This window comes from Sphingopyxis sp. (genome assembly GCF_016704835.1).
GTDB lineage: Bacteria > Pseudomonadota > Alphaproteobacteria > Sphingomonadales > Sphingomonadaceae > Sphingopyxis.
Window position 1 is genome coordinate 236,138 of sequence record NZ_JADIZJ010000021.1, and the last position, 26,350, is coordinate 262,487.

Genomic DNA, 26,350 nt, shown 5'->3' on the forward strand with positions numbered 1-26,350 from the left:
AGGAAAGAGTCTGTCTTGACTCTGGACAGCCCAGCGTTCGCGTGTAGTGACAAGCCGCATTGCGGATGGTGGGCGACGGAAAGGGGATTATCGGCATGGCGACGCTATCGCGCTCGATCCCCGCTGACCGCATGGCCGTTCTCTTCACCGTGATGCTTGTCGCTGCTGCCGGCAATACTGCAATGCAATCGATTCTGCCCGCCATTGGCGCCAAACTTAATATCCCCGATGTGTGGGTGAGTCTGGCCTTCAGCTGGTCGGCGTTGTTGTGGGTGATGACGGCGCCCTATTGGGCACGCCAGTCCGACAAGCGCGGGCGCAAGGCCTTGATGGCGCTAGGCGTGACCGGATTCATGGCGTCGATGGCGTTTTGCGGGCTCGCGCTGTGGTCGGGGCTGCAGGGCTATCTCGCCGCTGGCACCACCTTCGTCATCTTTGCCCTGTTTCGCAGCCTGTATGGGGGATTCGGGTCGGCCGCGCCGCCCGCGGTGCAGGCCTATGTCGCAGCGCGGACCGAACCCGAGGAACGCACTCAGGCGCTGTCGCTCGTTTCTTCGTCCTTTGGGCTTGGCACCGTGATCGGCCCGGCGATTGCGCCCTTCTTCATCCTGCCGTTCGTCGGTCTCGCCGGTCCCTTGCTCGTCTTTGCGCTGATCGGGCTGCTTGTCCTGATCATGCTGCGCTGGCGGCTGCCCGACGATGTGCCGCGGTTCGCCGCACGCGGCGCTATCGTCGCTTATCCGACGTCGGCGGGATCGCCTGCGGCGGCGACCAACGACAGCGACGACGATGTCTTCGACCCCGCCGCAGCAGCCGCGCCGCCGCTACGCTGGTCCGACACGCGCGTGCGCCCGTGGCTGCTCGCGGGGCTCTTCGGTGGCCAGGCGCAGGCGATGATGCTGGGCGTCATCGGTTTTCTGATCCTCGACCGGCTGGAGCTTCGGCTCAACCCCGACGAGGGTGCCGCGATAACCGGCATCGTATTGATGGCGGGCGCGTTCGCAACCTTGCTGTCGCAATGGGGGCTCATCCCGCTGCTCAAGCTGTCGGCGCGGACCGCGGTGCTGGTTGGCGCTGCGCTCGGCGGCGCCGGGCTCGTCATGACGGGCCTGTCGCAGAATCTGCACGGCATCGTGATCGGCTTCGCCCTTGCCTCGTTAGGCTTCGGGCTGTTCCGCCCCGGCTTCACCGCCGGAGTGTCGCTTTCGGTGCCGCGCCGCGACCAGGGTAGCGTCGCGGGCATGACCGCGTCGATCAATGGCTCGGCTTACATCGTGTCGCCCGCGGTCGGCGTGCTGCTGTACAACTGGCACCCGATGGTCGCTTATGGCCTGATGGCGAGCTTTTGCGGCTGGCTGGTGTTGTGGGGCTGGTCCGCGCTGCGCCAGGACCAGCCCGTGGCCAGCTAGTCCTTCACCTCGTCGTCGCTATGTTTGCGATCGCGGAAGGGCTTGAGCATGCCTGGCGCAAAGAAGCCGATCGGATTGACGCTCATCGCCTGCTGCTTGATCTCGCCCTGGATCTTTTCATAATCCTTTTCCATCGCTTCGGCGACCGAAGCACGGGTGTCCTTCAGCGCCGCGTCAAAATCAGCCATCGTCACCGTGTCGCTGTTGATCGATCGTTTCAGCGCGGCGAGACCCGCGCGCCGGGTCAGATCCTCAAGGTCCGCACCGGTAAACCGGTCGGACTTATCCGCCAACACCGTCAGATCGACATCGTCCGCCAGCGGCATCTTCCCGGTCTGGATCTCCAATATCCGGCGGCGGCCTTCCTTGTTGGGGACCGACACATAGATCAGTTCGTCGAGCCGACCGGGACGAAGCAACGCCGGGTCGATCAGGTTGGGCCGGTTGGTGGCGCCGATGACGACAACCGACTGCATCTCTTCGATCCCGTCCATCTCGGCGAGGATTGTGTTGACCACGCGCTCGGTCACCTGCGGCTCGCCCGAAGTGCCGCTGCCGCGTGCTGGGACCAGGCTGTCGAGTTCGTCGATGAAGATGATCGTTGGCGCCACCGCACGCGCTCGGGCAAATAACCGTGCAATCTGCTGCTCGCTCTCGCCATACCATTTCGACAGCAGATCGGACGATTTGATCGATATGAAGTTGGCATCAGATTCGCGCGCCGCAGCCTTCGCGAGCAAGGTCTTACCCGTGCCGGGCGGGCCATAGAGCAGGAAACCCTTGGCGGCGCGGATGCCCAGCCGCCGGAACGCCTCGGGATGTTTCAGGGGCAGTTCGATCCCTTCGATCAGCTTCTCGCGCGCCGCATCCAGTCCGCCGATGTCGCTCCACCGCGTCGTGGGTGCCTGCACCATGACTTCGCGCATCGCCGACGGCTGCACGCGTTTGAGCGCATTGCTGAAGTCGTCACGGGTAACGCGCAGTTCTTCCAGCACCTCGGGCGGGATAGTGCCTTCGGCCAGATCGAGCTTGGGCATGATCCGCCGGACCGCCTCGATTGCCGCTTCGCGCGTCAGCGCTGCCATGTCGGCACCGACAAAGCCGAACGTCGTCCGCGCCAGCTCGGCCAGATCGACATCCTCGGCCAACGGCATGCCGCGGGTGTGGATGCCCAATATCTCGCGGCGCCCGCCTTCGTCGGGAACCCCGATGATGATTTCACGGTCGAAACGGCCCGGACGGCGCAGCGCTTCATCGATGGCATCGGGGCGGTTGGTGGCAGCAATGATCACCAGATTGGTGCGCGGCTCCAGCCCGTCCATCAGCGTCAGCAACTGAGCGACCAGGCGCTTTTCGGCTTCGCCGGTCACCTGTCCGCGTTTGGGCGCGATCGAATCGATTTCGTCGATGAACAGGATCGACGGCGATGCTTTGGCGGCCTGCTCAAAAATGTCGCGCAGCCGCTTTTCGGATTCGCCATAGGCCGATCCCATGATCTCGGGGCCGTTGATGAGGAAGAACTGCGCTTCGCTCTCGTTGGCGACCGCGCGCGCCAGTCGCGTCTTGCCGGTTCCGGGCGGCCCGTGCAGCAGCACCCCACGCGGCGGATCGACGCCCAGCCGGCGGAACAGCTCGGGATAGCGCAGCGGCAGTTCGACCATCTCGCGCAGCTGGTCGATCGTCTCGCCCAATCCGCCGAGATCGTCATAGGTGACGTCGGTGCGCCGTGCGTCGTGTGGCTCCTGATATTCGGGAAGCAGCTCGATTTCGGTGTTCTCGTCGATGAAGACGATGCCCTTTGGAGCCGCCGACACAACGAGCAGACGCACTTCGGCCAGTGCATAGGCGGGCGCATTGAGCATCTGACGCAGTTGCGGCGGCATGTCCCCAGATGGCAATCGCTGCTGTCCCGCGGTCGCGACGGTGTCACCCGCGACGAGCGGCCTTCCAAAAAAGCTGCGTTTCAGCGCGTTAGCCGATCCCTGTAACCGCAGGTTTTCCTGCGCGGGGGCAAATACTACGCGCGTCGCCGGGCGCGTTTCGACGCGGCTCAGCATCACCATGTCGCCGGCGCCAGCGCCAGCATTGGCGCGCTGCAAGCCATCAAGGCGAATGACTTCGAGCCCTTCATCTTCGGCATAGGGAAGAACCACGCGCGAGGCCGTCTGCCGCTTGCCGCTGATCTGGATTATGTCGCCTTCGGTCACGCCCAGTTCGGCCATCACGGAACGAGGGATGCGCGCAATCCCGCCGCCGCTTTCCTCGGCGCGCGAATTCGCCACCTGCAGTTTCACCTGTTTTTCTTTTACCGCTGCATCGGCCAAGGCGCGTCTCCCTCAAAAAGCTCAATATGTCGAAGATAGGGTGCTCGTTCCCGATTTGCGACCCCTTGCCCTCCCCTGGGCCTGCGCCAACCTATGACGCACTGCACAAAATTGTGGCAAGTCGCGCGAGGCCGTGTCATCATCCGCGCCGAATATGCCCCGCCTTCCTCCCCTCAGCAGCATGGAGGCCTTTCTCGAGGTCGCCCGCCATGGCACGGTCAAGGCTGCCGCGATCGAGCTAGGCCTGTCGATGCCAGCGCTGTCGCGCCGCATCCAGACGCTCGAACATGCTGTCGGCCGCCCGCTGTTCAATCGCCATCATCACGGGCTCAGCCTGACCGAAGCGGGGCGTGGGTTGCAGGGGCAGCTGGCGCCGATTCTCGACGAATTGCGAACGGTGATCGGTCAGGTCGGCAGCCCCGACGCATCGCTGCGCCTGCATCTCAACGTGCTACCGCTGTTTGCGCAGCAACGGCTTTTTCCACGATTGCCCGAACTGCGCCGTCAGCATCCCGAACTGCATATCGACATCGATACCATGTCGCATGCCGAAGCGCGATTGGGCGACGGTATCGACGCTGCGATCGCGCTCGCCCGCTCGATCGATCCGGCGCTTTATGCCGCGCGGCTCGATCAGGACAAGGTGTTTCCGATCGCGGCGCGGACGCTGGCCGACGCCAACCGGTCGATCGCGGTGCCCGAGCAGCTTCAGCGCATGACGGTTCTACTCCACCGCGAGATGCCAGAGACTTTCAGCGAGTGGAAAAAGGCGATCGGTATGCCCTATCTCGAACCGGCGGGGATCGATTATTTCGATTCGGGGCCGCTGATGCTCGAAGCGGCGGCGCAGGGCATCGGGGTCGCCTTCATGCACGGCCATCATTTCGACGACGCGCATGACCCGCGGCTTGTCCGGCTATTCGATTTCGATGTCGACAGCCCGTACAGCTACTGGTTCGTGTGCCGACCGCGCGCACTGCGCCAGCCAGCGGTCAAGCTGTTCCACGACTGGCTACTCGCGGCGAAGATCTGAGCGGTTTCCACCTCTGCAATTATGTCCCCAGTTTGAAGGCCGAGTTCTGATTTTGTTCGAACTTGTAATCACCCGGAAGCGACATCATCTGTTCCTGTAGCCAAGACCATCTCCTGCTGTCCCGGCCAGTTTGGTCGACGTAAAAAATGTTTGCCAGATTCCGACGCTCTTGACCAAGACGGCACTTTCGGTCACGGCAATCTGGTTATTTTCCGCCGTTTCGCAGTAGGGTCGATCGCCATTGATGCGGACAGCATGGCCCGCAGCTTCGAAATCTTCTCGCTCGACAACGTTTGGAAAGCGGATGATCTAGGGGCGGATCATGGAATTTTCAAGTCCTATGACGATGGATAAATACCGCCGCCGCGTTCAAAATCCCAAAGCACGTCTCCGAGAATCCCAGGCTACGGGATTTTGCACATCGACGAACGCCGGTAAATAGTTCTGGCCCAGATCACCCCCTTGATGAACTGTCACCAGCCACACCGCAAGATCGCCTCTGCCATTCTGTCGAAATCGACATTTCGAGCAACAAAGTCCGCGGCAGCCCGTTACCATGCCGCGAACGAGTCCACCTCAGTTGTCAGCTCCAGAGAATGACGCGCCCCAAGGAATTTGGCGTAGCGGTTGCATCTGGCGCCCCTCGTTGTTTCCAAGGGCTTGCAGTCCGGATCGACACCTTCCGGCGAGTTGTGAAAATGCCCGACAGACCCCCTAGAACCCGGTATCGTCACCATCAGCGATGGTTTAAAGTCGCCAATGGTGCAACGAAAACCATGGACCGCCAAGTCGCCGAGGCCACACGCAAAGCCACCCTACGCGCGCATCATTCGAGCCTTTCCGGCTAAGCGCCGATACGCCCACAGATACTCGGCGAAGAGCCCCGCAGCGCCCTACCAAACCCGTGCTTCCACCTTAATGCAGCCCCTCATTCGGCAGGATAGCCCCGACAGGCACCAGGCCCGACGAGGATCATGGTCAATCCCTTCCCCGCATGCCATGCTACAGCACAATCGTCTTATATGTCGTCTCAAGCGATTGCAAGGTCCGTTCCTATTCGACCGACTGCCAGGTCGAAACCGCAACCAGTTACGATGTTCTGACGGCAATTCTCATGCGCACCGACACCACGCGGATTGCTGGCCCAAGGCAGCCACCGATGGCCTGGCCATCCGCTGTCGAAGGATACCTGCACCGTCCAGATTCACGATCGGCGAAAATCGGCATTAATAATCTTCGGGTCGTCTGAGGTTATCTGCCCGGAGCCGGTAGCCAATGTATGTGCGTCACTTATCCGTGTGAAGTCCTACGCGTCGAAATCCCGAGAACGGACCCGGGCCATCCTGAACAATTGCCGCCGCACCCGGCAACGAGGTATCGGCCGTTCTCGAGCACAATTTCTTGTTGCCCACGCGGCCTTGTATACAGAAGCCGCCCCAATGCGCCATAATATCGCCAACCCAATTTTGATCCCCCGAAAACACCGTCCCATCGACGAGAATCCCCCCCATCGGTCGCGATGTTTCCGATCACTCTGGCGTTGCCAGCCTTTGCGTCCAGCGGGCTAATCAGGTGCCGCCATCGCCAAGCCCTGGTTTCTGGCAAATGTCACCCTCCGTCCCAAGCATCTTGACAAATATGACCTGGCCACATACTAGGTCCGGCGAAAAAAGCAGCGTTTGCCTGTCCCTGCACCTTGGTCGCGGGCCCCGATCACCGAGGTCACGTCAAAGCGCGATGTCGGCCATGGCCGTCGCTGGAGACACGAATATACGTTAGACGGACACGCATCCTTGCCACCGCGCATTGCTAGCTGTCGCCGTCAGATTTAAGGCGATCGACGCTCGCCAACCCCATCCTCCGGCAGCGGATATTGGCTGCCAGTCAAAGCCGACTTTCCATTGCCGCTTCGTGGTCTTGTGCGGCTCACATGCTTCAGACCGTTCCCAATATGAATATTCTGCTGGCAAGGCTGACCATCAAGTGCGGAAACCGGACTACACGCAGGCGGACATAACAGGCATTGAAACCGAAACTGCCGGACGTCCGGACAGGTCGACGGCCTGGACGGTAAATCAAGTCGCCGATCGCGATAGAAGAATGGTGCTGCTGGGGAGGATTGAACTCCCGACCTCGTCATTACCAATGACGCGCTCTACCACTGAGCTACAGCAGCAACCGAAACGCCCGCAAACGCCTGTTCGCTGGGCAGGCGCGGCCTATGGCGGGGCGCCCCGCGCCTGTCAAGTTGCGAAGCTTGACGTTGGGTCAATTTCGCGGGCATGGCCGCTTTCGTGAGCAAACCACCCTCCCCCGCCGACATCGAGCGCGAACGCCGCTTGGCAGAGGCGCTGCGCGATAACCTGCGCAAGCGCAAGGCGCAGGCGCGCGAAACCAAGGCCGAAACGCCTGCTAAAGACTGACGGTCACCGTCACCGCATCGCCCTCGACCAGCCGTTCGGCCTTGCGCACCGCGGCCTTGACCGGCAGCAACCAGCCGCCGCTCTCCTTGTGCGGGAACACCGATGTCTGCCAGCTTGTGTCGCCAATGGTTACATCGACCCGCGCCGATCCGAACCCCTTGCGCCCGTTCAGCCACTGGCCACTGATCGCCGCGATCCGGATGCCATCAGCAGCGTCGCCCGCGATGGTGACGAAATGCCAAGCCGCGGGCGCGGTGGCGGACTGCCAGCGCCAGAGCGGCGTGGTAAATGTGAAACTCTCCACCTCGCTCTCAACCCGTTTGTGTCGGGCGAAGTCGAGACACCGCTCTTGGGCGCGCGGCCTCACGGCATCTCGGCTTCGCTCGATGCGAACGGCTGATCTGGATCATTTTGGCGCCATCCGCACCGGCACTGGAATATTGCAGATACCTACCCCGCCCGCGGGTTTGATAAAGAATGGATCACGGCGATTTGCACGTGCTTCGACGTAACGGTGAAAGGTGACGCTGTCGGTTGAGAGAATTTCAAACTTTGGCTGGTCGTCCTGCGACAACTCGTTCGCCATGCGAATCGACCGGATCGGCACGCGCTGGGCTGCATCCTCATAAAATCCAAGCGCCCCCGTACCGCGTGGCAGGCTGGTCAAATATTCCATCCCAGTGATGACGCGGCCAACCAGCGCGATGTTGCGGTCGAGATGGCGCGGCGCCTCGCCGATAACCGTATAAAGCTCAGCGCCGCTGCCTGTATCGGGCGACATATTTCGGCCGACACCGACTGCGCCATAGCAGTGGACGGGCCAATAGTGCCAAACACCCTCTCCCGACTGCTCCGCCGCGACGGGCCATCCGTTGAATATCTCGACCCACGATGTGTAGGAATCGCGCTCGTGCCAGCCACCGGGCGCTGCCTTTGTCCGAGTTCCGTCAATCGAAAATTGCGCCGCGTTGTTTTCGGACTTCACGGCTGCAGCTTCGGCGCTCAGTGCTGCGGCCAATGCGGATTCGCCACCTCCTACCAAATCTAAGTGTTTCGCATTCGCCTCGCTGATCGCGTCTGAAGTAGTTACATACCCGCTCTCCGGCACCGTCATCAATCCCTCAGGCAGCGCCTTCTTCTCCGTCGCATCGCCCCATTGCACGACATAATTGTCCTGCACCCGGTTGATACTTGTCCCGTCCCACCAATGTGCCGCGGCAAGCTTGCGGATATTGCCGATCCACCCCTGGCTGAATGGCGCGGGCATCAGCTGGATCACGACGCGGCGCGCTTTGCCAGTGGCGTCGGGCGCGAGGTCCATCACCAGCAGTTCGGACGGCGCAATCGCGACCCAATCGCTTGCGGGCGCCGCGGCGGCGATCTCGCCCGGTGACGGGTTTGGCACCGGCTCCTGCGCGGTAACCGGAAGGGCGAGCGACGCCGCAGCGGCGGCTAGAACCAGATGTTTCATGCCGCCTGTCTGCCATGCTCATGCGACTTGCGAAAGCCCCGCCCAGCGATTAGGGCGCGCGTTCCAAGCATGCGGAGCGGTGGCCGAGTGGTCGAAGGCGCTCGCCTGGAAAGTGAGTATAGGTCAAAAGCCTATCGTGGGTTCGAATCCCACCCGCTCCGCCAAGTTCTAATCCCACATCCGCCCGATCCGTTTTTCACATCCCAGCTTTGCTGCGGGTTTGAGAAGCGATTCGGGTCCCTGTGTGTCCCACAGGATCCAGTCCGACATTTTTCGCGCAAACGGTCGATAGAAAGAACCGCAGGCGGTGGCAATTCTGGCGCCGCTGACGGCGCTTCGATCTTGCCAATCGGCCGCCGCGCCGACAGGGTGCCGCCAGCGATGAAAACCGATCTCGATCATCTTCCGGCGAACAAACAGCGCGAGCTCCGACCGCGTGAAGGCGATCGTTTTCGAAGAATTCGAAGATGCCATCGCGCTCGGCACGATGGGCTGGAAGAAGAAAGGCAGGATCGACAAGATCATCCTCTACGGCAGCTACGCGCGCGGCGGCTGGGTCGATGAGCCGCATACGGCCAAAGGCTATCGCTCGGACTTCGACCTGCTCATCATCGTCAATGACAAAAGGCTTACCGAGAAGGTCGATTTCTGGGCCAAGCTCGAAGACCGGCTGATCCGCGAACTGGCGATCGACAAGACGCTCAAGACCCCGGTCAACTTCATCGTCCACACCTTGCAGGAAGTGAACGACGGCCTCGCCCACGGGCGCTATTTCTTCATGGACGTCGCAAAGGACGGCATCGCGCTCTACGAATATGACGACAAGCCGCTTCCACACCCAAAGCCCAAGACGCCGAACAAGCGCTGGCGATGGCGCAGGAATATTTCGACGAGTGGTTTCCGCTTCGGCATTTTCAGGGACGCGCGAACTTGACGACATCTGCCAAAGGAGATTGAAGCTGGCTGCATTCCAGTTTCATCAGGCGGCGGAACGACTCTATCACTGCGCGCTACTCGTCTGCACCTTCTACACGCCACACGTCCACAATCTGGGGTTCCTACGAACGCAGGCGGAGCGGATCGATATGCAGCTCGTTGATGCTTGGCCGCGCGAACGGCGCGAAGTGCGTGCCCGCTTCGAGAAGCTCAAAGAAGCCTATGTCAAGGCCCGCTATTCGAAGCATATGGCTATTTTGCGGCATGCCATAGAATTAAACCCGCAGAAAACCGACCATATCGTGCGCGAAGTGACATGACCCCCTGGTTTTCACCAGCCAGGATCAGAGCCCAGCCGCTTTTGCACTGCTACCCATATTGAAATCAACGCGACAATCCGATTCCCAATTCCAGGCTGCGACGTTCGTCGGTGCGATACCAGCAATCCCTGTTGCAACGACAATAACGCGCTAACTGGTCCTGATTTTCCTGTTTCCCGCGGTAGGGAAATCGGCAAAATAATTGTTAGAATTTAAGCAAATGCCAATGCGAAGCCGGTGCAGCGCCACCGACCGTCCGGTCTAACCCCACGTCAGGCGAAATGCAGCCGCCGGTATTTGCCCCGGAAATAGAGCAGCGGGTCGCGGTGAGGCTCGAACTGCGCGCGCACGACGCGGCCGACCAGGATGAAATGATCGCCCGCCTCATGAAGCGATTCGCGCTGGCATTCGAACGACACCAGCGAGCTGTTCAGCAGCGGCACCCCCGTCTGCCCCGGCGTCCACGGCAGATTGGCGAACCGATCCTCCCCGCGCGTCGCGAAGCGGTTCGACGCGGGTTGCTGCCCGATTTGCAAAACATTGACTCCGAAATGCGACGCCTCGCGCAGCGCGGGGGCGGTACCCGACGAATTGGCGATGCAGACCAAGAGCAGCGGCGGGTCCAGTGACACCGACGTGAAGCTGTTCGCGGTCAGGCCAACGGGGACGCCCGCAGAGTCGAGCGCCGTGACAATCGTGACGCCAGTCGCAAAGCAGCCCATCGCATCGCGCAACGTCCGCGGGTCCGACCCTGCCTGAAACTCGGTTGCCTCGCGCGGCTGGCGGCGTTCCAGAAATTCGAGCAGCTGGCCGAGCAACGCTTCGGTCCGGTCGGCCTCGAGCGCCAGATCGGCCTCGTCGATGTCCGCGCTTTCACCGATCGGCAGCGCGCCGCCGAACGCATCACCTAGGGCGTTGTTCGGCGCCGCCGCAAAGCCGCCGCGCACCAGCAGCGTCGGCAGCGCCTGACGCGCCGCGATGCCGCTGGCGATGGCGTCGGTGTCTTCGGGCATGTCAACCAGCACCAGCCCGCCAGCGAGCAGCACGCCATCGATCGCGAGCGCGCGGGTTGCGATCCAGCCGCTGTGCCGCGCAGCAACGACGACCGGACGCGACCCCATTTGGGCGAGGACAAGGCGCAGATCCTCGATATGCTCCGCCAGCTGACCGAGCTCGCCATCGGGGCGCAGATCGAGGTTCACGACCCGGCGTCCTGAACGCGCCAGTCCATCGGCGACGTCGCGCCAAGCGCCGCGCGCCTGCCCGATGTCGGGGATCAGCAGCACCGCGGGGTCGTTGTCGTCGCCCAGCACATCCGCGGTCAGCGGGACGCCGCCGAAACCCTTATATTCGATGACGCTCAAACATCCCCCTGGCGCACCGGCGGGCAATAACGCCGTGGGCAACGAACTGATCCAATTGCGAAGAATCGGATCATATCGAAAGCACACGCGCCGCGCCAGCGTATCGGCATGAAGCGCTTTACCGTCGCAACGAAGCCAGCCGTTGATCGATGATCGCGTCCGCTTCGGCGATGATGCGGTCGATCAGTTGCTGACAGGTCGGGATGTCGTGGATCAACCCCTGCACCATCCCGGCCCAGAACACGCCTTTCGACAGGTCGCCGGTCTGCAGCAGCTCGCGCCCTGCCTGGCCGTTCACCAGTCCGGCAACATCGGCAAAGGTCGCGTCGGGCTGCGCGAGACGGCGGACGACCTCTTCGCTGACCGCGCTCTTGCCGACGCGGGCGGTATTCTTGAGGCTGCGAAAGATCAGATAGGATCCGCGCTCGTCATTATCGACATAGGCCTGCTTCACATTGTCGTGGATCGGCGCCTCGACCGTCGCGCAAAAGCGCGTGCCCATGTTGATCCCCTCGGCCCCCAGCGCCAGCGCGGCGACCAGCCCGCGGCCGTCGCCGAACCCGCCCGACGCAAGCATCGGGATCTTCACCTTGTCGGCTGCGGCGGGGATCAGGATCAGGCCCGGAATATCGTCCTCGCCCGGATGTCCCGCACATTCAAAACCATCGATCGAAATGATATCGCAGCGCGCGCGCTCCGCCGACAAGGCATGACGCACTGCGGTGCATTTGTGCAGGATGGCGATGCCGTGCGGTTTGAGCATTTCCCAGATCTCGCGCACGGCGGGCGTTCCCGCGGTCTCGACGATCTTGACCCCGCCGTCGATGATCGCCTGCGCAAAGGCCTTGTAATCGGGCGCGTTGATCGTCGGAAAAACCGTCATGTTCACCCCGAACGGCTTGTCGGTCATCGCGCGGCAACGCTCGATCTCGGCGCTGAGCGCCGCGGGGCTAGGCTGGGTCAGCGCGGTGATGATGCCGAGCCCGCCGGCGTTCGACACCGCGCTCGCCAGTTCGGCGTAGCCGACGCTCTGCATCCCGCCCTGCACGATCGGATGTTCGATCCCCAGCATTTCGGTGATGCGTGTCTTAAAAGCCATCGTCAGTTCCCTCCCCATGATCGGTCGCAGCAAATTGACGCTACGTCGTCGCCGTGCTGGAATTGACTTGACGTTTACGTCAACGTCCGGTTCATTGGCAAGACAAGATATGTGGGAGCGGGACTGATGCGGCCATGACGATCCTCTATGACGAAGGCCAACAGGCGATCGCGACCGAATCGCGGCGGGTGCTCGAAGCGCGAATCAGCAAGGATAGCTTGCTGCCGCTGCTCGAATCGGTCGGCGGCTATCATCGCCCTTTCTGGGACACCGCAAAGGAGCAGGGCTGGACCGCATTGGCGCTGCCCGAAGCGCATGACGGGCTGGGACTGGGTCTCGTCGAGCTGGGTCTGATCGCGCACCAGGCAGGCCGCAGCCTGAGCGGCGCGCCCTTCTTGACTACAAATTTCGGCGCCGCGAAGGCGATCGAGCTCTATGGCAACGCAGAGCAGCAGGCGCGCTGGCTGCCAGGCCTCGCAAGCGGCGACACGATCGGCGCTGTAGCCATCGCCTCCGGACCTAGTGCGCTGCCGACGCAGCCAACGGTGACCGTGACCAACTACAGCATCGACGGCAGCAAAAAAGGCGTTGTCGGCGCGTTGTTCGCCGACGTGGCGATCGTACTGGCCAACGGTCCCGGGATGCTGGCGCTAGAACTCGTCGAACTGCGCGATGTCGCGCGCGTCGCGGTCAACAGCTTCGACAACAGCCGCTGCTACGCCGACCTGGACTTTTCGGCGGCGCCATCGGAAACCCTTGTCGTCGGCGCGGCTGCCCGCGAAGCGGCGCTGCACATTTTGGCACTTCAGGCCGTCGTCACCGCGCACGAACAGACCGGCGGCGCCGAGGTGCTGATGGAAATCGCGCGGGATTACGCGCTGACCCGCCGCGCCTTTGGCCAGCCGATCGGCGCCTTCCAGTCGGTGAAGCACCGCATCGCCGAACTTTACGGACTCGTCGAACTCGCGCGCGCCAACTGCATCCACGCCGCATCGCGCGAAGGCGCCGCCGATTTCATCACCGCCGCCGCCGCCGCGCGGCTGTCGGCGACCGAGGCCTATGACACCGCGGCGCGCGATTGTGTGCAGATCCACGGCGGGATCGGCGTGACCTGGGATCTCGGGCTCCACCTCCATATGCGCCGCGCGCGCAGCCTCGCGATCGAGCAGGGCAGCAGCCTGTTCTGGGAAGATGTCCTCGTCGACCGACTGACAGGAGAAGCGGCATGAGCGATCTTGAAGCTTATCGCGCCAAGGCGGCGACGTGGCTCGAATCGATGGCACCGACGTACGGCCGCGAGGCGCGCAAGGGGCTGGCCGAGGCCGACGACCTCGCGCTTGGGCGCCGCTATCAGAAAGCGAAGTTCGACGCGGGTTTTGCCGGGATCAACTGGCCGACCGAATATGGCGGTCAGGGACTTGGGCATCTCGAAAAGGTCACCTTCGACGCCGAAGAAATGAAGCACGGCTTCCCCAATTTCTATTTCGGCATCTCGCTCGGCATGCCTGTGCCGGTCCTGATGCAATTCGGCAGCGACCGGGACTTCGTCAAGGAACGCGTGCTCAAAGCCCTGCAAGGCGAAGAAATCTGGTGCCAGCTGTTCTCCGAACCTTCGGGCGGCTCCGACCTCGCCGGGCTGCGGACCAAGGCCGAACCCGACGGCAATGGATGGAAGATCAACGGCCAGAAGGTGTGGACGAGCTGGGCGCATTACAGCGATTATGGCGTCATCGTCGTGCGCACCGACCCGACCGTGCCCAAGCATAAGGGGCTGACCTATTTCTGGGTCGATATGAAAGCGCCCGGCGTCACCGTCCGCCCGATCAAGCTCGCGGGCGGCGACAGCCACGTCAACGAGGTGTTCTTCGACGATGTGAAGATCAGCGACGATCATCGCATGTCGCCCGTCGGCGGCGGCTTTGCGGTCGCCATCACCACGCTTATGATCGAACGCTATGTCGCGACCGACAGCGCGGGCTTCGGCCCGCACCTCGACCTGTTCGTTGACCTTGCCAAAGACACGCTGCTCAATGGCAAGCCGGCGATCGAAGATGGCCGCATCCGCCAACAGATCGCGCGCAACTATGCGATGCGGTCGGGGCTCGATTCGATCAACGTCCGCGCCCGCCTGATGATGCAGGCGGGGATGATCCCCGGCGCTGAAGGTTCGCTCAACAAGCTCGTCGCCGTCCGCTCGCGTCAGAAGCTGTCCGAACTCGCGATCGACCTGCAGGGCAGCGGCGGCTTCGCCTTCGACGAACATGCCTCGCAAAAGGAGGATTGGGCGTCGAGCTGGATCAACGCCCCGACCGGTCGCATTGCGGGCGGGTCGGACGAGACGCTGCTCAACACGATCGCCGAAAAGGTGCTCGGACTACCGCAGGACTATCGCCCCGACAAGGGCATCCCCTTCAACCAGATTCCGGCCTGAGGAGGCGCAGCGCATGAAGTTCGATTCCACTACCGCGGCGGTCGTCACAGGCGGCGCATCGGGCCTCGGCCGCGCCACCGCCGAAGCGCTGGCAGCCGCGGGCGTGAAGGTCGCGATTTTCGATATCAACGAGGCACTCGGCGAAGAGGTCGCGGCGTCGATCGGCGGGCTGTTCTGCAAAGTCGACATCACCGACGAACAATCGGTCCTCGACGGTTATGCCAAGGCACGCGCGGCGCATGGCCAGGAACGGATTTGCGTCCATTGCGCGATGACCTCGCGGCGCGGCAAAACGCTCGCCTATGACAAGGAAACCCGGACCTTCCGCCGCACTCCGACCGAGGACTACGCCTATGGCGTGGCGGGCATTTTGACCGCGAGCTATCGCATCGGATCGATCGCCGCCGAGGGCATGGCGACCTTGCCCGAGATGGACGACGGCGAACGCGGTGCGATCATCTTCACTGCTTCGGTCGCAGCGCAGGATGCGCAAATTGGTCAGGTTATCTATGGTTCGGCAAAAGCAGGCGTGAACGGCCTCGTACTGCCGATGGCGCGCGACCTGATGGACCTGGGCATTCGCGTCAACTCGATTATGCCCGGCGTGTTCGGCACGCCGTTGCTGGGCAACATGAACCCGAAGGTAAAGGAAAGCCTCGAAGCCTCGGTCCCCTTCCCCAAGCGGCTCGGCAAGGCCGAAGAATATGCCAGCCTCGCGATGGAAATGATCCGCAACACCTATTTCAATGGCCAGGCCGTCCGCCTCGACGGCGCGATCCGCATGGCTCCGCGTTAACCCCCTCCCCGACCAGAAGGAAATCATCATGGCCGAAGCCTATATCATTGACGCCGTCCGCACCCCGCGCGGGGTTGGCAAACCCGGCAAAGGTGCCTTGTCGCACCTCCACCCGCAGCATCTGGCCGCGACGGTGCTGAAGGCGATCAAGGACCGTAACAACCTCGACACCGCAACGGTCGACGACATCATCTGGTCGACGTCGAGCCAGAACGGCAAGCAGGGCGGCGACCTTGGCCGGATGGCGGCGCTGTCGGCGGGTTATGACACTAAGGCATCGGGAACGACGCTCGACCGCTTCTGCGGCGGCGGCATCACCTCGGTCAATCTCGCCGCGGCCAGCGTCATGAGCGGGATGGAAGATTGCGTCATCGCAGGCGGCACCGAGATGATGAGCTACACCACCGCTTTCGCCGCCGAACAGGCCAATGCCGGACTGCCGCCGCGGTTGATGGGTTCGGGCCATGAAGCGCTCGACGAACGCCACCCACAGTCGCATCAGGGCGTTTGCGGCGACGCCATCGCGACGATCGAGGGCATCAGCCGCGAAGCGCTCGACGCGCTGGCGCTGGTCAGCCAGCAGCGCGCCGACATGGCGATCAAGGAAGGCCGCTTCGCCAAATCGGTCGTCCCGGTTCTGAATACCGACGGCAGCGTCGCGCTCGACCATGAGGAATTCCCGCGCCCCGAAACCACCGCCGAAGGGCTGGCGTCGCTCAAGCCCGCCTTCACCGGGCTCGCCGACTTCGACCTTGGCGGCGGCTTCACCTTCCGCAAACAGGTCAATCGCCGCTATCCCGATGTCGAGATCCAGCACTTCCACCATGCCGGCAATAGCTCGGGCGTCGTCGACGGTGCCGCCGCGATCCTGCTTGCGTCGAAGGACTATGCCGACAAGCATGGCCTGAAGCCGCGTGCGCGCGTCGTCGCTTATGCCAATATCGGCGATGATCCGACGCTGATGCTCAACGCCCCCGTGCCCGCCGCGAAAAAGGTGCTCGAAAAGGCCGGTCTGACCAAAGACGACATCGATGTCTGGGAAATCAACGAGGCCTTTGCCGTCGTCGCCGAAAAATTCATCCGCGATCTCGATCTCGACCGCGACAAGGTCAACATCAACGGCGGCGCGATGGCGCTTGGCCATCCGATCGGCGCCACCGGTTCGATCCTGATCGGCACCGCACTCGACGAACTCGAACGCTCGGGCGGGCGCTACGGCCTCGTCACCATGTGCGCCGCCGGCGGCATGGCACCCGCGATCATCATCGAACGGATCTGATTACCATTCTTCAGAACGGGCCGCGGATCGCCAGCGTCTTGGTCGGGCTATACAGGTTAACGAACATCGTCCTGCCGTCGGGGGAGAAGCACACCCCCGCCGGCTCCGTCTGGGTCTTGATCCGGGCAAAGGCATAGACCTCGCCATAAGGAGTGACACCGCGCAGATGGTTGTCGACGATATCGCCATATTGGTCTTCGCAGACGATCAGATGCCCGTTGGGCGCAACGGTCAGATTGTCGCCAAAGCTGTATTGGCGGGGATCGGTCGACTCGAGGAACAGCTGGATGCGTCCCGGCGCGCCCTTTTCGCGGCTCTTTCCTTCGTGGCGCGACGGACGGTACCGCATGATCTGCCCCTGTTTCATGCGACCACCCGACGTGCAGGTGAAATAAAGTTCGTTGTCGCCCCAATGCACGCCCTCGCCGCGCGCAAAGATTGCGGCACCTTTTTTTGCGCCGCGGGTGCGCAGGTCGTCGCGCGGGCTTTCGGGATCGTCGAGATCTATCCAGCGTGCAAATTGCCAGCCCCCCGGCGCCCATTTTATGCCGTTCCAGTTGCGACTGTCGCGAAGCCAACGGTCTTCGAACGCCAACGCCTGCAATCGTCCGCCCTTGTGCAATGCGCCCGCATCGTCGGGCAGAAAACGATAGAGCAGGCTGTCTTCACGATCCTCCGTCATATAGACGATCCCGGTGCGCGGATCGACGACCGCCGCCTCGCGCATGAACCGTCCCATCGCCCTGAGCGGTTCGGCATGGACCAGCTTGTCGGCATCGGCGGGGACGTCGAACATCCAGCCGTGCGGCTTGCCCACCCCCTGCTCCGGCCCGTCGACGCTCTCTTCGCAGCTCAGCCAGCTGCCCCATGGCGTCACCCCGCCCGCGCAGTTGCGGATCGTGCCGAGCAGGCTCAGATATTGCTTTTCCAACGTCAGTGTATCAGAGTCGAGCACCAGCGTCGTCGTCCCGCCCGGAATCGCTGCCCCACCGATCGTATCGAATGTGCCTTCCGGTACCTCCGCCCCGACCGGCAGCGGACCGTCGGCCAAGTGCCGCGGCTGCAATTCATGATTGCGAACAAGTGCGATCCGGCCATGATCGAGTTTGATACAACCCATGCCGTCGGCCCGATCAGGAACGCGAAGGCCGTCGGTCATCGTGTCGCCCAGCTGCGATACGATCCGGTAAGAGAAACCCGGTGGCAGGTCGATCAATCCCGCCGGGTCGCTCTGCAGCGGGCCATAGCCGAGGTCGATCGCCATCATCCCGCCCGCGACCGCGCGACTCTGCGCGGCAAGCCCGGTGAAAGCGAGAGCGGTGATGGCAAATCGGCGACGGTCAAGCATGGGTGCAACTCCGGAAATCCAGCGCTAAGGCGCGCGATAGGGTGCGTTTGTGACACGCGTGCTGCACCCGCGTGGCCCTGCTCGCCACGACCAGTTTTGACCTTGCCGGGCCTTCACAGTCCCGGCAAGGCCGCCTGACAACAAGGGAGAAGACAGACATGGCCGGACCGCTCAAGGGTATCCGCATCATCGAATTTGCCGGGATCGGCCCCGGCCCCTTCTGCGGGATGATGCTCGCCGATCATGGCGCCGAGGTGATCCGCATCGACCGCCCCGGCGGCTTCATGGACCCGCGCGACCCGCTGAGCCGCAACCGGACCTCGATCGTCCTCGACATGAAGAACCCGGAAGCGGTCGCAATTGCGCGTGACCTTTGCAAGAGCGCCGACGGGATCATCGAAGGCTATCGCCCCGGCGTGATGGAGCGGCTTGGCCTTGGCCCCGACGTGCTGCTCGCCGATAATCCGAAACTGGTTTACGGGCGCATGACCGGCTGGGGGCAGTTCGGCCCCTACGCCCATGCAGCGGGCCACGACATCAATTATATCGCGTTGTCGGGTGTTCTCCACGGTATCGGGCGCGCGGGCGAAAAGCCGGTGCCGCCGGTCAATTATGTCGGCGACTTCGGCGGCGGCGGAATGATGCTCGCCTTCGGCATGGCGAGCGCACTTGTTCATGCGGCGCGCACTGGTGAGGGTCAGGTGATCGATTGCGCGATGACTGACGGGTCTGCGCTGCTTGCCGGCATGACCTGGGGGTTCAACGCAATGGGACGGCTGAAGGACGAGGCGGGCGTCAACATGCTCGACGGCGCGGCGCATTTCTACGACAGCTATGTCTGCGCCGATGGAAAGTTCATCTCGATCGGGTCGATCGAGCCGCAATTCTATGCGCTGCTGCGCGAGAAAACCGGGCTGACCGACGATCCCGATTTCGATGCGCAGATGGATCCGTCACAATGGGCACCGCTCAAGGACAAGCTGACCGCGCTGTTCCTCACGAAGTCCCGCGACGAATGGTGCGCGATCATGGAGATGACCGACGTCTGTTTCGCGCCGATCCTCTCGCTTGGCGAGGCACCGCAACATCCGCATAATGTGGAGCGCAAGACGTTTGTAACCATCGGTGGAGCGGTGCAGCCTGCCCCGGCGCCGCGATACTCGGGAACGGTCAACGACACCCCGCGCGCCGCGCCAACCGTCGGCGCCGATGGCGATGCGGTGCTGGCGGGACTTGGCTATGATGCGAGCAAGATTGCGGCGCTACGTAACGATGGCGCGGTGCGCTAACAAATTTTGTTTTTGCTAGCGCAGCGAAGCAAGTCAGAGCGGTTTACGCCGCCCGAGATTGCTTCGCTGCGCTCGCCATGACATTATTGCAGAACAGCTCGCTCATCGCGCCGTCACTGCGTCCCACAATCCGCGCCCGCCAAATCCCGTTACCTGCCGCCCGAGCCGCGCCGCCCAGTAAGCGTCATTCCCATACGCGCTGCGCCAGCGCATCAGCGGGATCGTCACCCGGTTGAGGTCATAATCGCGGGTAAACCCTATCGCACCATGGACCTGATGCGCGATGCCGGTAACGACCCCCACTGCGCGGTTGGCGCGCAGCTTCGCCGCAGCGATCTCGAAATCCGCCGTAGCGGGATCGAGACTCACGGCATCCAATCGCGTCGCCAGCGCCGCCGCTGCCGCCTCCACCGCGCGCACCTCGCAAGCCATCACCGCCAGCGATTGCTGCACCGCCTGGAATTTCCCCAACGGCCGCCCGAATTGCTGCCGCGTGTTCACATGCTCGATCGACAGCGCTAGCGCCTGCCCCATCGCGCCGGCCATCAGGCTTACCGTGGCCGCAGCATGCAACCCTTCACCCCGACCGTGCAGGAGCAATTCGGCAACCGGCAGATCCGGGATCCGCAACCCCGCAATCTGCAACACCGCATTGACGTCGCCCCAGTCGCCGCCGAAACCGCCCTCAGCTTCGGGCACAAGCAGCAGCTCAAATCCCGCGTCCGCAACGGGCGCAATCCCCGTCGTCACCGCCTCTGCGAACACTGCGCGCGCGGTGTCGCACAGCATCTCGCGCGCCGCGCTCATCGCAGGCCCAGTCCGCGCGCGATAATTCCCCGGATCACCTCGCGCGTCCCGCCGCGCAGCGAAAAGCTGGGCGATGCGATAAGCAGCGCACGCAGCAGACGCGCCAGATCGTCTGTATCGTCCCAGCCGCAGCCCACGATCGCCTGCACCCGGCGCGGCATGTCCTGCTCGAACGCATTGCCCAATTCCTTGACCACCGACGCCTCGACCATGGGATCTTCGCCCGCCGCCAGCTTGGCCGCGGTGGACATCGACAGCTGGCGCAGCGTCCACATTTCGGCCGCCAGTTCGCCGATCAGCGCTGCGACTGCCGCGTCGGGATCGGCGCCCGCCGCATCAATCAGTGCGGAGAACAGCGCGTGGCTCGACAGATAGCGTTCCGGCCCCGATCGTTCGAGACCCAGTTCGGCGGTGACCTGTTGCCACCCTTGCCCGCGCGTCCCGACCAGCGCGCCGTGCGGGACGAGGACATCGTCGAAAAACACCTCGTTGAAATCATGATGCGCCGCCATGTCGATGATCGGGCGGATCGTGATGCCGGGGTATCGAGATCGATCAGCAGCTGACTCAATCCTGCGTTGCGCGCGCTCCCCTCTTCGGTGCGCACGAGTGCCAGCATGATGTGCGAAAAATGCGCTCCGGTGGTCCAGATTTTCTGCCCGTTGATGCGCCAGCCCTCGGCGGTTTCACGCGCCGTCGTCCGCACTGCAGCCAGGTCGGACCCCGCTCCCGGTTCGGACAGGCCGATGCACGCATAAAGCTCACCCTTCGCAATCCCCGGCAGATAGCGCTCGCACTGGTCCTCGCTGCCGTAACGCACGATCAGCGGCCCGGTCTGGCGGTCGGCGATCCAGTGCGCGCCAACCGGCGCGCCCGCCGCCAGCAGTTCCTCGATCACGACATAGCGTTCCAGCGGATGCCGGTCGCCGCCGCCATAGCGGCTGGGCAAGGTCATCCCGATGTAACCGGCGGCGCCCAGCGCGCGGCTGAAATCCCCATCGAAGCTCGCCCAGCAGTTGGCGCGCGCCACGACATCGCCTGCCTTGCATGTCCCCACCGCCATGCAATAGCCTTTGCCAACAGGAAAGGATTTTGATCATGGGCGAGTTTTTGAGTGTCGAGCGGCGGGGCAAGATTGCGATCCTGACAATGATCAAGCCCGAAAGCATGAATGCGATCGGCACCCACGAAGACTGCCAGGACATCATCGACACGCTGCGCACCCTCGGCGACGATCGCAGCGTCAGCGCGATCATTCTGACCGGCAGCGGGAAGGCGTTCAGCGCTGGCGGCAACCTGAAAGGCATGCAGGATCGCACCGGCATCGGGGTGCTCGACCAGCCCGACTCCACCCGCGCCAATTATCGCAAGGGGGTGCAGGCGGTGATCCGCGCGCTGATGGACTGTGAAGTGCCGATGATTGCCGCCGTCAACGGCCATGCGATCGGCCTTGGCGCCGACCTTGCCTGCACCTGCGACATCCGTATCGCCGCCGAAAGCGCGAAGTTCGCGTGCAGCTTTATCAAGGTCGGGATCGTCCCCGGCGATGGGGGCGCATGGCTGCTCCAGAAGATACTCGGCTACCCGCGCGCGGCCGAACTGTTCCTGACCGGCGACCGCTTTGACGCGGCCCAGGCAAAGGAATATGGTCTGGTGACGGACGTCGTCCCCGACGCGGAACTGCTCGAACGCGCGGTCGCGATTGCCGAACGGATCGTGTGCAATCCGCCCCGCGCGCTGCGCCTGACAAAGAGGCTGCTGCGCGAGGCGCAGCATAGCCGGATGAGCGACATATTGGAGCTCAGCGCCGCCTATCAGGCGATCGTGCACGAGACGGCCGATAACCGGGAGGCGATCAACGCCTTCGTCGAAAAACGCCCGCCGGTGTTTACAGGAGAATGACCATGATTGCCGAGCGCGTCCTGCCCCTGGCCGGTATCCACAATTTCCGCGATTATGGCGGCTATGCGGTCGAAGGCGGCGGGCGACTGCGCAGCGGCATGCTGTGGCGTTCGGCGCATCATCAGGACGCCAGCGACGACGATCTGGCGGCGATCGACAAGCTGGGGATCGAAACGATCATTGACTTGCGCGGCGACGACGAACGCGCGCTGCATCCGTGCCGGCGACCGGAAGGTTTTTCGGCGCGCGTCTTGTACGCCGAGGGCAATACTGCAGGTCTCGCCCCCCATTTGCAGGCCGCAGGCGACACGATCGACAACGACACGGCGCGGTCGCGGATGATCGATGTCTATGCCGGCATGCCCTATCGCCCGGTGCTGGTGAACACGCTGCGGCTATATCTGGCGGCACTCGCCGAATATGATGCGCCGAGCCTGGTTCATTGCGTCGCGGGCAAGGATCGCACCGGTTTTGCCGTCGCCGTCGTTCACCGGCTGCTCGGGGTGCATGAAGATGACCTGATGCACGACTATCTGCTCACCAACAGCGCGGGCAACATCGAGGAGCGCATCGCGCAGGGCGGCGACCATATTCGCGCCCGCTACAATGCCCAAATCCACGACGATGCAATCCGTACGTTGATGTCGGTGAACCCAATTTTCCTCGATGCTGCGCTGACCACCGTGCGCCGCGACCATGGCGATGTGGCGACCTATGCCGAGGCGGTGCTGAACTTCACCCCCGAGATGCGCGACGCGATCGCGGATAAGCTGGTGGTGAACTAACCATCGCCCCCGCAGGCGGCGATGCCCGCGCTTACTCGCCCTTCACCAGCACTCCGCCTTTGACCACCGCATCGATGCTTTCCAGCTGGCGCACATCGGTCAGCGGATTGCCATCGATGGCCACCAGATCGGCATAACGCCCCACCGCGATCGCCCCGACGTCCTTCTCGCGCCCCAGCGCCTCGGCGGCATTCTTCGTCGCGGCCTGGATCGCTTGCAAAGGCGTCATTCCATATTCGACCATGACGCGGAACTGGCCGCCGACCTGCCCGTGCGGCATCACCCCGGCGTCGGAACCGAACACCATGCGGACGCCAGCTTTCACAGCTTTCCGGAAATTATCGCGTTGGATCTGCGCGATCTCGCGATCCTTGCGCAGATTATCCTCGAGCACGCCGTTCTTGGCGCCTTCGGCCTGGGTATATTCGGTGTTGAAGATATCCATCGAGAACCACACCGGCTGCTTGCGCGCCACCGCCATGCGGATTCCCTCGTCGTCGACCAGGCTGGCATGTTCGATCGTGTCGATCCCGGCAGCAATCGCGGCGCGGATCCCCGCCCCGCCATGCGCGTGCGCGGCGACGCGCAGCCCCCATTGGTGCGCCTCGTCGGCAATCGCGCGCAGCTCGGCTTCGGGAACCTGCAGCTGGCCCGGCTCGGTGTTACGCGAAAATACCCCGCCGGTCGCGCACACCTTGATGACCTCGGCGCCATATTTGCGCTGGCGGCGCACCTGATAACGCAGCTCGTCGGGGCTGTCGCCAATCCCCTCCTCCTTGCCGTCCTTCTTTTCCAGGCTGGGCGGCAGATAGGTGCTGTCGCAGTGGCCGCCAGTGGCGCCCAAGGCATAGCCCGCTGGGACGATGCGCGGCCCGACCGCATAGCCTGCCTCGATCGCCTGTTTCAGCCCGATGTCGTTGCGGTTGTCCGAACCGACATTGCGCACCGTCGTGAATCCGGCGTCGAGCATGTCGCGCGCATTTTTGACCGCGGTCATGCCCCAGAAGCTGTCGGTAAATTCCAGCCCGCGATAGCCGCCGATGTCGGCGGGGCCGTCGAGATGGACGTGCATGTCGATCAGGCCGGGAAGCAGCGTTTTGTCGCCGAGGTTGATATGCTTGACGTCGCTGCCCCATTTGATGACCCGCGCGTCGGCGATGTTGGTGATGCGGCCATCGGGGCCGACGAAGATCGCAGGATATTCGACCGTCTTGCCGGTCAGCACGTCGACGTAGCGCGCGGCCGTGACCACGGTCTGACCGGCGGGTTCCTGTGCCTGCACGGGCAGGCTCGTGGCGACAAAAAGAGCGGGAGCGCCAAAAGCGATTCCCCGCAGAAAACTGCCGAACTTCACGCGCGATTGCATGTTTGACCCGCCCTGTTGTTGATGCCCGCAATCTTGATGGCAAAGCGGGCCTTAATAGGACAGCGGAAAGTTGCGGCGGGGCAAAATTGTTCCTCCTGTGGCGCAGCCATGGGGAGGTGGCAGCGGCGTAGCCGCTGACGGCGGGGCTTTGGCGAACGGCATCGCTCCACTCCCCGGCCAACCAGCAAAAAGTGTAAACGATGTCTCCGAACAACTGAAAACGATGTCCCCGGTCTGAACACTACGCGGCAGGGAGGATGGAAAAGTTTCAGGCTTTGATCTTGTGCTGCGCCAGATAGTCGTAGTGGGGCCGGCAGTCGTCGGCGACGCTCTGGGCCTCCGGGGTCAGGTCGGGCTGCCGCTTGTCGGGCGCGCCAAAGCCGGTGCTCAACGCTACCGCGTCATACCAATGGCTCGCCCATATCCCGTCGGTCGGCCGCAACCCGGCCTGCCAATGCAGCATTGCAGGATCCCATGAAATGCCCAACGCCGCGCACAATTTCTGCAGCAACGCACGCGGATCGCGCAGGATGTCGGCGCTGTCGATCACCGGCGGCGCATGGCCCAGACGGTCCGCCGCGCGGTCGAAAAATTCGACCTGCTTATCGGTGCCAAGATGGTCGGGACGCACCGCGACGCGTTTCGCGGCATAGCTCGCGACGACGCGCGCCGGATCGCGGATCAGGAAGGCGTGGCGGAGCCCCGGCAAATCATCGTGCGCGATCGGCCCCACCATATGGTGCGCCATATGCTTCTGGTACCAGATTGACGCGCCGGTCGGACAGGCGCGGGTCAAGCTGCGTGCGACACCGTGCCAATCGCAATCCATCGACGCCATCACCTCGTCGGCCATTGGCTGCGGATCGCCGGTTGCTTTCAGATAGGCGCCGTAAAAGGGCTCATCGGTCACGAAGCTATCGGCGCGGCTGCCGAAGCTGCGCATCATCGCGGTCGACAGGTTGCGCGGACCCGACCACATCGCGATGCGGATGCCGCCGCTCACGGGCGGTCGCGCCCCGCGATATCACGCTCGATCAACGCCTTGTACAGCCCTTGCAGCCGCTCGACCATCGGCCCGCGCCCCGCGGTCAACACGCGCCCGTCGATCGTATGCGCCGGCACGACTCCGGCGAAGGTGCCGGTCACGAACGCTTCGTCGGCGCCATGAACCTCGGTGAGCGAAAAATTCTTCTCGAACACCGGGATGCCATTGTCGCGGCAGATGCGGATGACATTGCTGCGGGTGATCCCCGCCAGACAATAATCGCCGCTCGACGTCCACACCTCGCCCTTGCGGACGATGAAGAAATGCGTCGAATTGCACGTCGCGACAAAGCCGTGCGGATCGAGCATCAGCGCCTCGTCGGCGCCCGCTTGCGCCGCCTGGATGCACGCGGTGATGCAGTTGAGTTTGGAATGCGAATTGAGCTTGGGATCCTGCACCGCCGGGTCGCCGCGGCGGACATGCACGGTGAACAACGACAGACCTTTCTCGACCGTCGACGGCAGCGGATCCTTATGCTCGGCAATGATCACGATCGTCGCTGGCGAGATGACGACGCGCGGATCCTGATAGGGGGTCGAGCGGATGCCGCGCGTGACCATCAAGCGGATGTGGCAGGCGTCCATGGCGTTGCCGTCGATGGTGTCGTAGATCCGCCGGGTCAGCGCCGCACGATCGATCCCGATGTCCATCGCGATCGCCTTCGCGCCTTCCCACAATCGATCGAGATGCTGGTCGAGGAACGCCATGCGGCCGTTGTGAACGCGAATCCCCTCCCACATCCCGTCGCCGAGCATGAAGCCGCTGTCGAACACCGACACGCTGGCCTGCGCACGCGGCACCAGCGTGCCGTTGACGTTGATCAGGATCGCGTCGTTGCGCGGATCGGGGACGAAATCGTGGGTGCCTTGTGCCATGCGACATTCGTAGCCGCTGGCGCGCTGCTGTCGAGAGCGGAGCGGCGG

The 26,350-nt window shown here is 63.2% G+C and carries 26 protein-coding genes and 2 tRNA genes; 14 read left to right on the forward strand and 14 right to left on the reverse strand.

The annotated features are described in order from the left end of the window. Positions 1–95 precede the first annotated feature (95 nt). Positions 96–1,409, forward strand: a complete 1,314-nt coding sequence (locus tag IPF76_RS16215; RefSeq protein WP_293846190.1) for an MFS transporter — start codon at positions 96–98, stop codon at positions 1,407–1,409. On the opposite strand, the gene IPF76_RS16220 is transcribed toward IPF76_RS16215, so the two are convergent. Then, positions 1,406–3,691 (reverse strand): CDC48 family AAA ATPase, encoded by a 2,286-nt coding sequence (locus tag IPF76_RS16220; protein ID WP_293847383.1) that lies wholly within the window; start codon positions 3,689–3,691, stop codon positions 1,406–1,408. The two genes, IPF76_RS16215 and IPF76_RS16220, sit on opposite strands and share 4 nt — an antisense overlap. Positions 3,692–3,887: 196 nt before the next feature. Here IPF76_RS16220 and IPF76_RS16225 point away from each other — a divergent pair, with 196 nt between their 5' ends. Both IPF76_RS16225 and IPF76_RS16230 read left to right on the forward strand, forming a co-directional pair. After that, positions 3,888–4,766: a LysR substrate-binding domain-containing protein gene (locus IPF76_RS16225; RefSeq protein WP_293846192.1), complete on the forward strand. Its 879-nt coding sequence runs from the start codon at positions 3,888–3,890 to the stop codon at positions 4,764–4,766. Positions 4,767–4,916: 150 nt separating this feature from the next. Next, the gene (locus IPF76_RS16230) at positions 4,917–5,120 is read left to right on the forward strand and encodes a hypothetical protein (protein WP_293846194.1); all 204 of its coding nucleotides are present in this window, start codon (positions 4,917–4,919) and stop codon (positions 5,118–5,120) included. A 1,747-nt stretch (positions 5,121–6,867) separates the two neighbouring features. Here IPF76_RS16230 and IPF76_RS16235 read toward each other — a convergent pair. Continuing rightward, a tRNA-Thr gene (locus tag IPF76_RS16235) sits at positions 6,868–6,942 on the reverse strand. Positions 6,943–7,060: 118 nt separating this feature from the next. Between IPF76_RS16235 and IPF76_RS16240 the strand changes: the two genes are divergently transcribed. Beyond that, complete coding sequence (locus IPF76_RS16240; RefSeq protein ID WP_293846196.1) at positions 7,061–7,189, forward strand: hypothetical protein; 129 nt, start codon at positions 7,061–7,063, stop codon at positions 7,187–7,189. Here IPF76_RS16240 and IPF76_RS16245 read toward each other — a convergent pair. Then, positions 7,179–7,493, reverse strand: a complete 315-nt coding sequence (locus IPF76_RS16245; RefSeq protein WP_293846198.1) for a DUF1905 domain-containing protein — start codon at positions 7,491–7,493, stop codon at positions 7,179–7,181. The genes IPF76_RS16240 and IPF76_RS16245 overlap by 11 nt on opposite strands. A 102-nt stretch (positions 7,494–7,595) precedes the next feature. Continuing rightward, on the reverse strand, positions 7,596–8,660 hold the full coding sequence (locus IPF76_RS16250; RefSeq protein ID WP_293846199.1) for a peptidylprolyl isomerase: 1,065 nt from the start codon (positions 8,658–8,660) through the stop codon (positions 7,596–7,598). Positions 8,661–8,733: 73 nt separating this feature from the next. Here IPF76_RS16250 and IPF76_RS16255 point away from each other — a divergent pair. Beyond that, positions 8,734–8,824: transfer RNA gene (locus IPF76_RS16255), tRNA-Ser, on the forward strand. Positions 8,825–8,828: 4 nt separating this feature from the next. On the opposite strand, the gene IPF76_RS16260 is transcribed toward IPF76_RS16255, so the two are convergent. Then, on the reverse strand, positions 8,829–9,062 hold the full coding sequence (locus IPF76_RS16260) for a hypothetical protein (RefSeq protein ID WP_293847414.1): 234 nt from the start codon (positions 9,060–9,062) through the stop codon (positions 8,829–8,831). A gap of 34 nt (positions 9,063–9,096) precedes the next feature. Here IPF76_RS16260 and IPF76_RS20995 point away from each other — a divergent pair, with 34 nt between their 5' ends. Both IPF76_RS20995 and IPF76_RS21000 read left to right on the forward strand, forming a co-directional pair. Then, positions 9,097–9,594 (forward strand): nucleotidyltransferase domain-containing protein, encoded by a 498-nt coding sequence (locus tag IPF76_RS20995; RefSeq protein ID WP_366499736.1) that lies wholly within the window; start codon positions 9,097–9,099, stop codon positions 9,592–9,594. Between the two features lie 19 nt (positions 9,595–9,613). After that, positions 9,614–9,916: a hypothetical protein gene (locus IPF76_RS21000; protein WP_366499737.1), complete on the forward strand. Its 303-nt coding sequence runs from the start codon at positions 9,614–9,616 to the stop codon at positions 9,914–9,916. Between the two features lie 272 nt (positions 9,917–10,188). Here the strand turns inward: IPF76_RS21000 and IPF76_RS16270 are convergent, their stop codons facing one another. Continuing rightward, entirely contained in the window at positions 10,189–11,280 is a 1,092-nt protein-coding gene (locus IPF76_RS16270) for a flavin reductase (RefSeq protein ID WP_293846200.1), read from the reverse strand. 118 nt (positions 11,281–11,398) lie between these two features. Continuing rightward, entirely contained in the window at positions 11,399–12,379 is a 981-nt protein-coding gene (locus IPF76_RS16275) for a nitronate monooxygenase family protein (protein ID WP_293846202.1), read from the reverse strand. Between the two features lie 134 nt (positions 12,380–12,513). On the opposite strand from IPF76_RS16275, the gene IPF76_RS16280 reads away from it, so the two are divergent. Genes IPF76_RS16280 through IPF76_RS16295 form a run of 4 tightly spaced genes read left to right on the forward strand, consistent with a single transcriptional unit; the run spans position 12,514 to position 16,885 of the window. Beyond that, positions 12,514–13,608 carry an acyl-CoA dehydrogenase family protein gene (locus tag IPF76_RS16280; RefSeq protein ID WP_293846204.1) on the forward strand — a complete coding sequence of 365 codons (1,095 nt, stop codon included), beginning with the start codon at positions 12,514–12,516 and terminating at the stop codon, positions 13,606–13,608. Continuing rightward, positions 13,605–14,810 carry an acyl-CoA dehydrogenase family protein gene (locus tag IPF76_RS16285; protein WP_293846206.1) on the forward strand — a complete coding sequence of 402 codons (1,206 nt, stop codon included), beginning with the start codon at positions 13,605–13,607 and terminating at the stop codon, positions 14,808–14,810. The genes IPF76_RS16280 and IPF76_RS16285 overlap by 4 nt, the downstream gene beginning before the upstream one ends. A gap of 13 nt (positions 14,811–14,823) precedes the next feature. Further along, positions 14,824–15,606, forward strand: coding sequence for an SDR family NAD(P)-dependent oxidoreductase (locus IPF76_RS16290; RefSeq protein ID WP_293846208.1), 783 nt, complete (start codon positions 14,824–14,826; stop codon positions 15,604–15,606). 28 nt (positions 15,607–15,634) lie between these two features. Then, positions 15,635–16,885, forward strand: a complete 1,251-nt coding sequence (locus IPF76_RS16295) for an acetyl-CoA C-acetyltransferase (protein ID WP_293846210.1) — start codon at positions 15,635–15,637, stop codon at positions 16,883–16,885. A 10-nt stretch (positions 16,886–16,895) separates the two neighbouring features. On the opposite strand, the gene IPF76_RS16300 is transcribed toward IPF76_RS16295, so the two are convergent. Beyond that, complete coding sequence (locus IPF76_RS16300) at positions 16,896–18,233, reverse strand: alkaline phosphatase PhoX (protein ID WP_293846212.1); 1,338 nt, start codon at positions 18,231–18,233, stop codon at positions 16,896–16,898. Between the two features lie 158 nt (positions 18,234–18,391). Between IPF76_RS16300 and IPF76_RS16305 the strand changes: the two genes are divergently transcribed. After that, positions 18,392–19,522, forward strand: coding sequence for a CaiB/BaiF CoA-transferase family protein (locus IPF76_RS16305; protein WP_293846214.1), 1,131 nt, complete (start codon positions 18,392–18,394; stop codon positions 19,520–19,522). 102 nt (positions 19,523–19,624) lie between these two features. Here IPF76_RS16305 and IPF76_RS16310 read toward each other — a convergent pair whose 3' ends face one another. The 3 genes from IPF76_RS16310 to IPF76_RS16320 form a co-directional block, all read right to left on the reverse strand. Next, positions 19,625–20,329, reverse strand: coding sequence for an acyl-CoA dehydrogenase family protein (locus IPF76_RS16310; RefSeq protein WP_293846216.1), 705 nt, complete (start codon positions 20,327–20,329; stop codon positions 19,625–19,627). Continuing rightward, entirely contained in the window at positions 20,326–20,604 is a 279-nt protein-coding gene (locus tag IPF76_RS16315; protein WP_293846218.1) for a hypothetical protein, read from the reverse strand. The genes IPF76_RS16310 and IPF76_RS16315 overlap by 4 nt, the downstream gene beginning before the upstream one ends. A 65-nt stretch (positions 20,605–20,669) precedes the next feature. Next, positions 20,670–21,392 (reverse strand): acyl-CoA dehydrogenase family protein, encoded by a 723-nt coding sequence (locus IPF76_RS16320; protein WP_293846219.1) that lies wholly within the window; start codon positions 21,390–21,392, stop codon positions 20,670–20,672. 35 nt (positions 21,393–21,427) lie between these two features. Between IPF76_RS16320 and IPF76_RS16325 the strand changes: the two genes are divergently transcribed. Together IPF76_RS16325 and IPF76_RS16330 are read left to right on the forward strand one after the other, a co-directional pair. Beyond that, positions 21,428–22,231 carry a crotonase/enoyl-CoA hydratase family protein gene (locus IPF76_RS16325; RefSeq protein WP_293846221.1) on the forward strand — a complete coding sequence of 268 codons (804 nt, stop codon included), beginning with the start codon at positions 21,428–21,430 and terminating at the stop codon, positions 22,229–22,231. Between the two features lie 2 nt (positions 22,232–22,233). After that, positions 22,234–23,016 carry a tyrosine-protein phosphatase gene (locus IPF76_RS16330; RefSeq protein WP_293846223.1) on the forward strand — a complete coding sequence of 261 codons (783 nt, stop codon included), beginning with the start codon at positions 22,234–22,236 and terminating at the stop codon, positions 23,014–23,016. A gap of 31 nt (positions 23,017–23,047) precedes the next feature. Here IPF76_RS16330 and IPF76_RS16335 read toward each other — a convergent pair whose 3' ends face one another. The 3 genes from IPF76_RS16335 to IPF76_RS16345 form a co-directional block, all read right to left on the reverse strand. Next, on the reverse strand, positions 23,048–24,382 hold the full coding sequence (locus IPF76_RS16335) for an amidohydrolase family protein (RefSeq protein WP_293846225.1): 1,335 nt from the start codon (positions 24,380–24,382) through the stop codon (positions 23,048–23,050). Between the two features lie 268 nt (positions 24,383–24,650). Beyond that, positions 24,651–25,385 carry an HAD family hydrolase gene (locus IPF76_RS16340; RefSeq protein WP_293846226.1) on the reverse strand — a complete coding sequence of 245 codons (735 nt, stop codon included), beginning with the start codon at positions 25,383–25,385 and terminating at the stop codon, positions 24,651–24,653. Further along, on the reverse strand, positions 25,382–26,302 hold the full coding sequence (locus IPF76_RS16345) for an aminotransferase class IV (RefSeq protein ID WP_293846228.1): 921 nt from the start codon (positions 26,300–26,302) through the stop codon (positions 25,382–25,384). Before IPF76_RS16345 ends, IPF76_RS16340 begins: the two co-directional genes overlap by 4 nt. Positions 26,303–26,350: the final 48 nt, after the last annotated feature.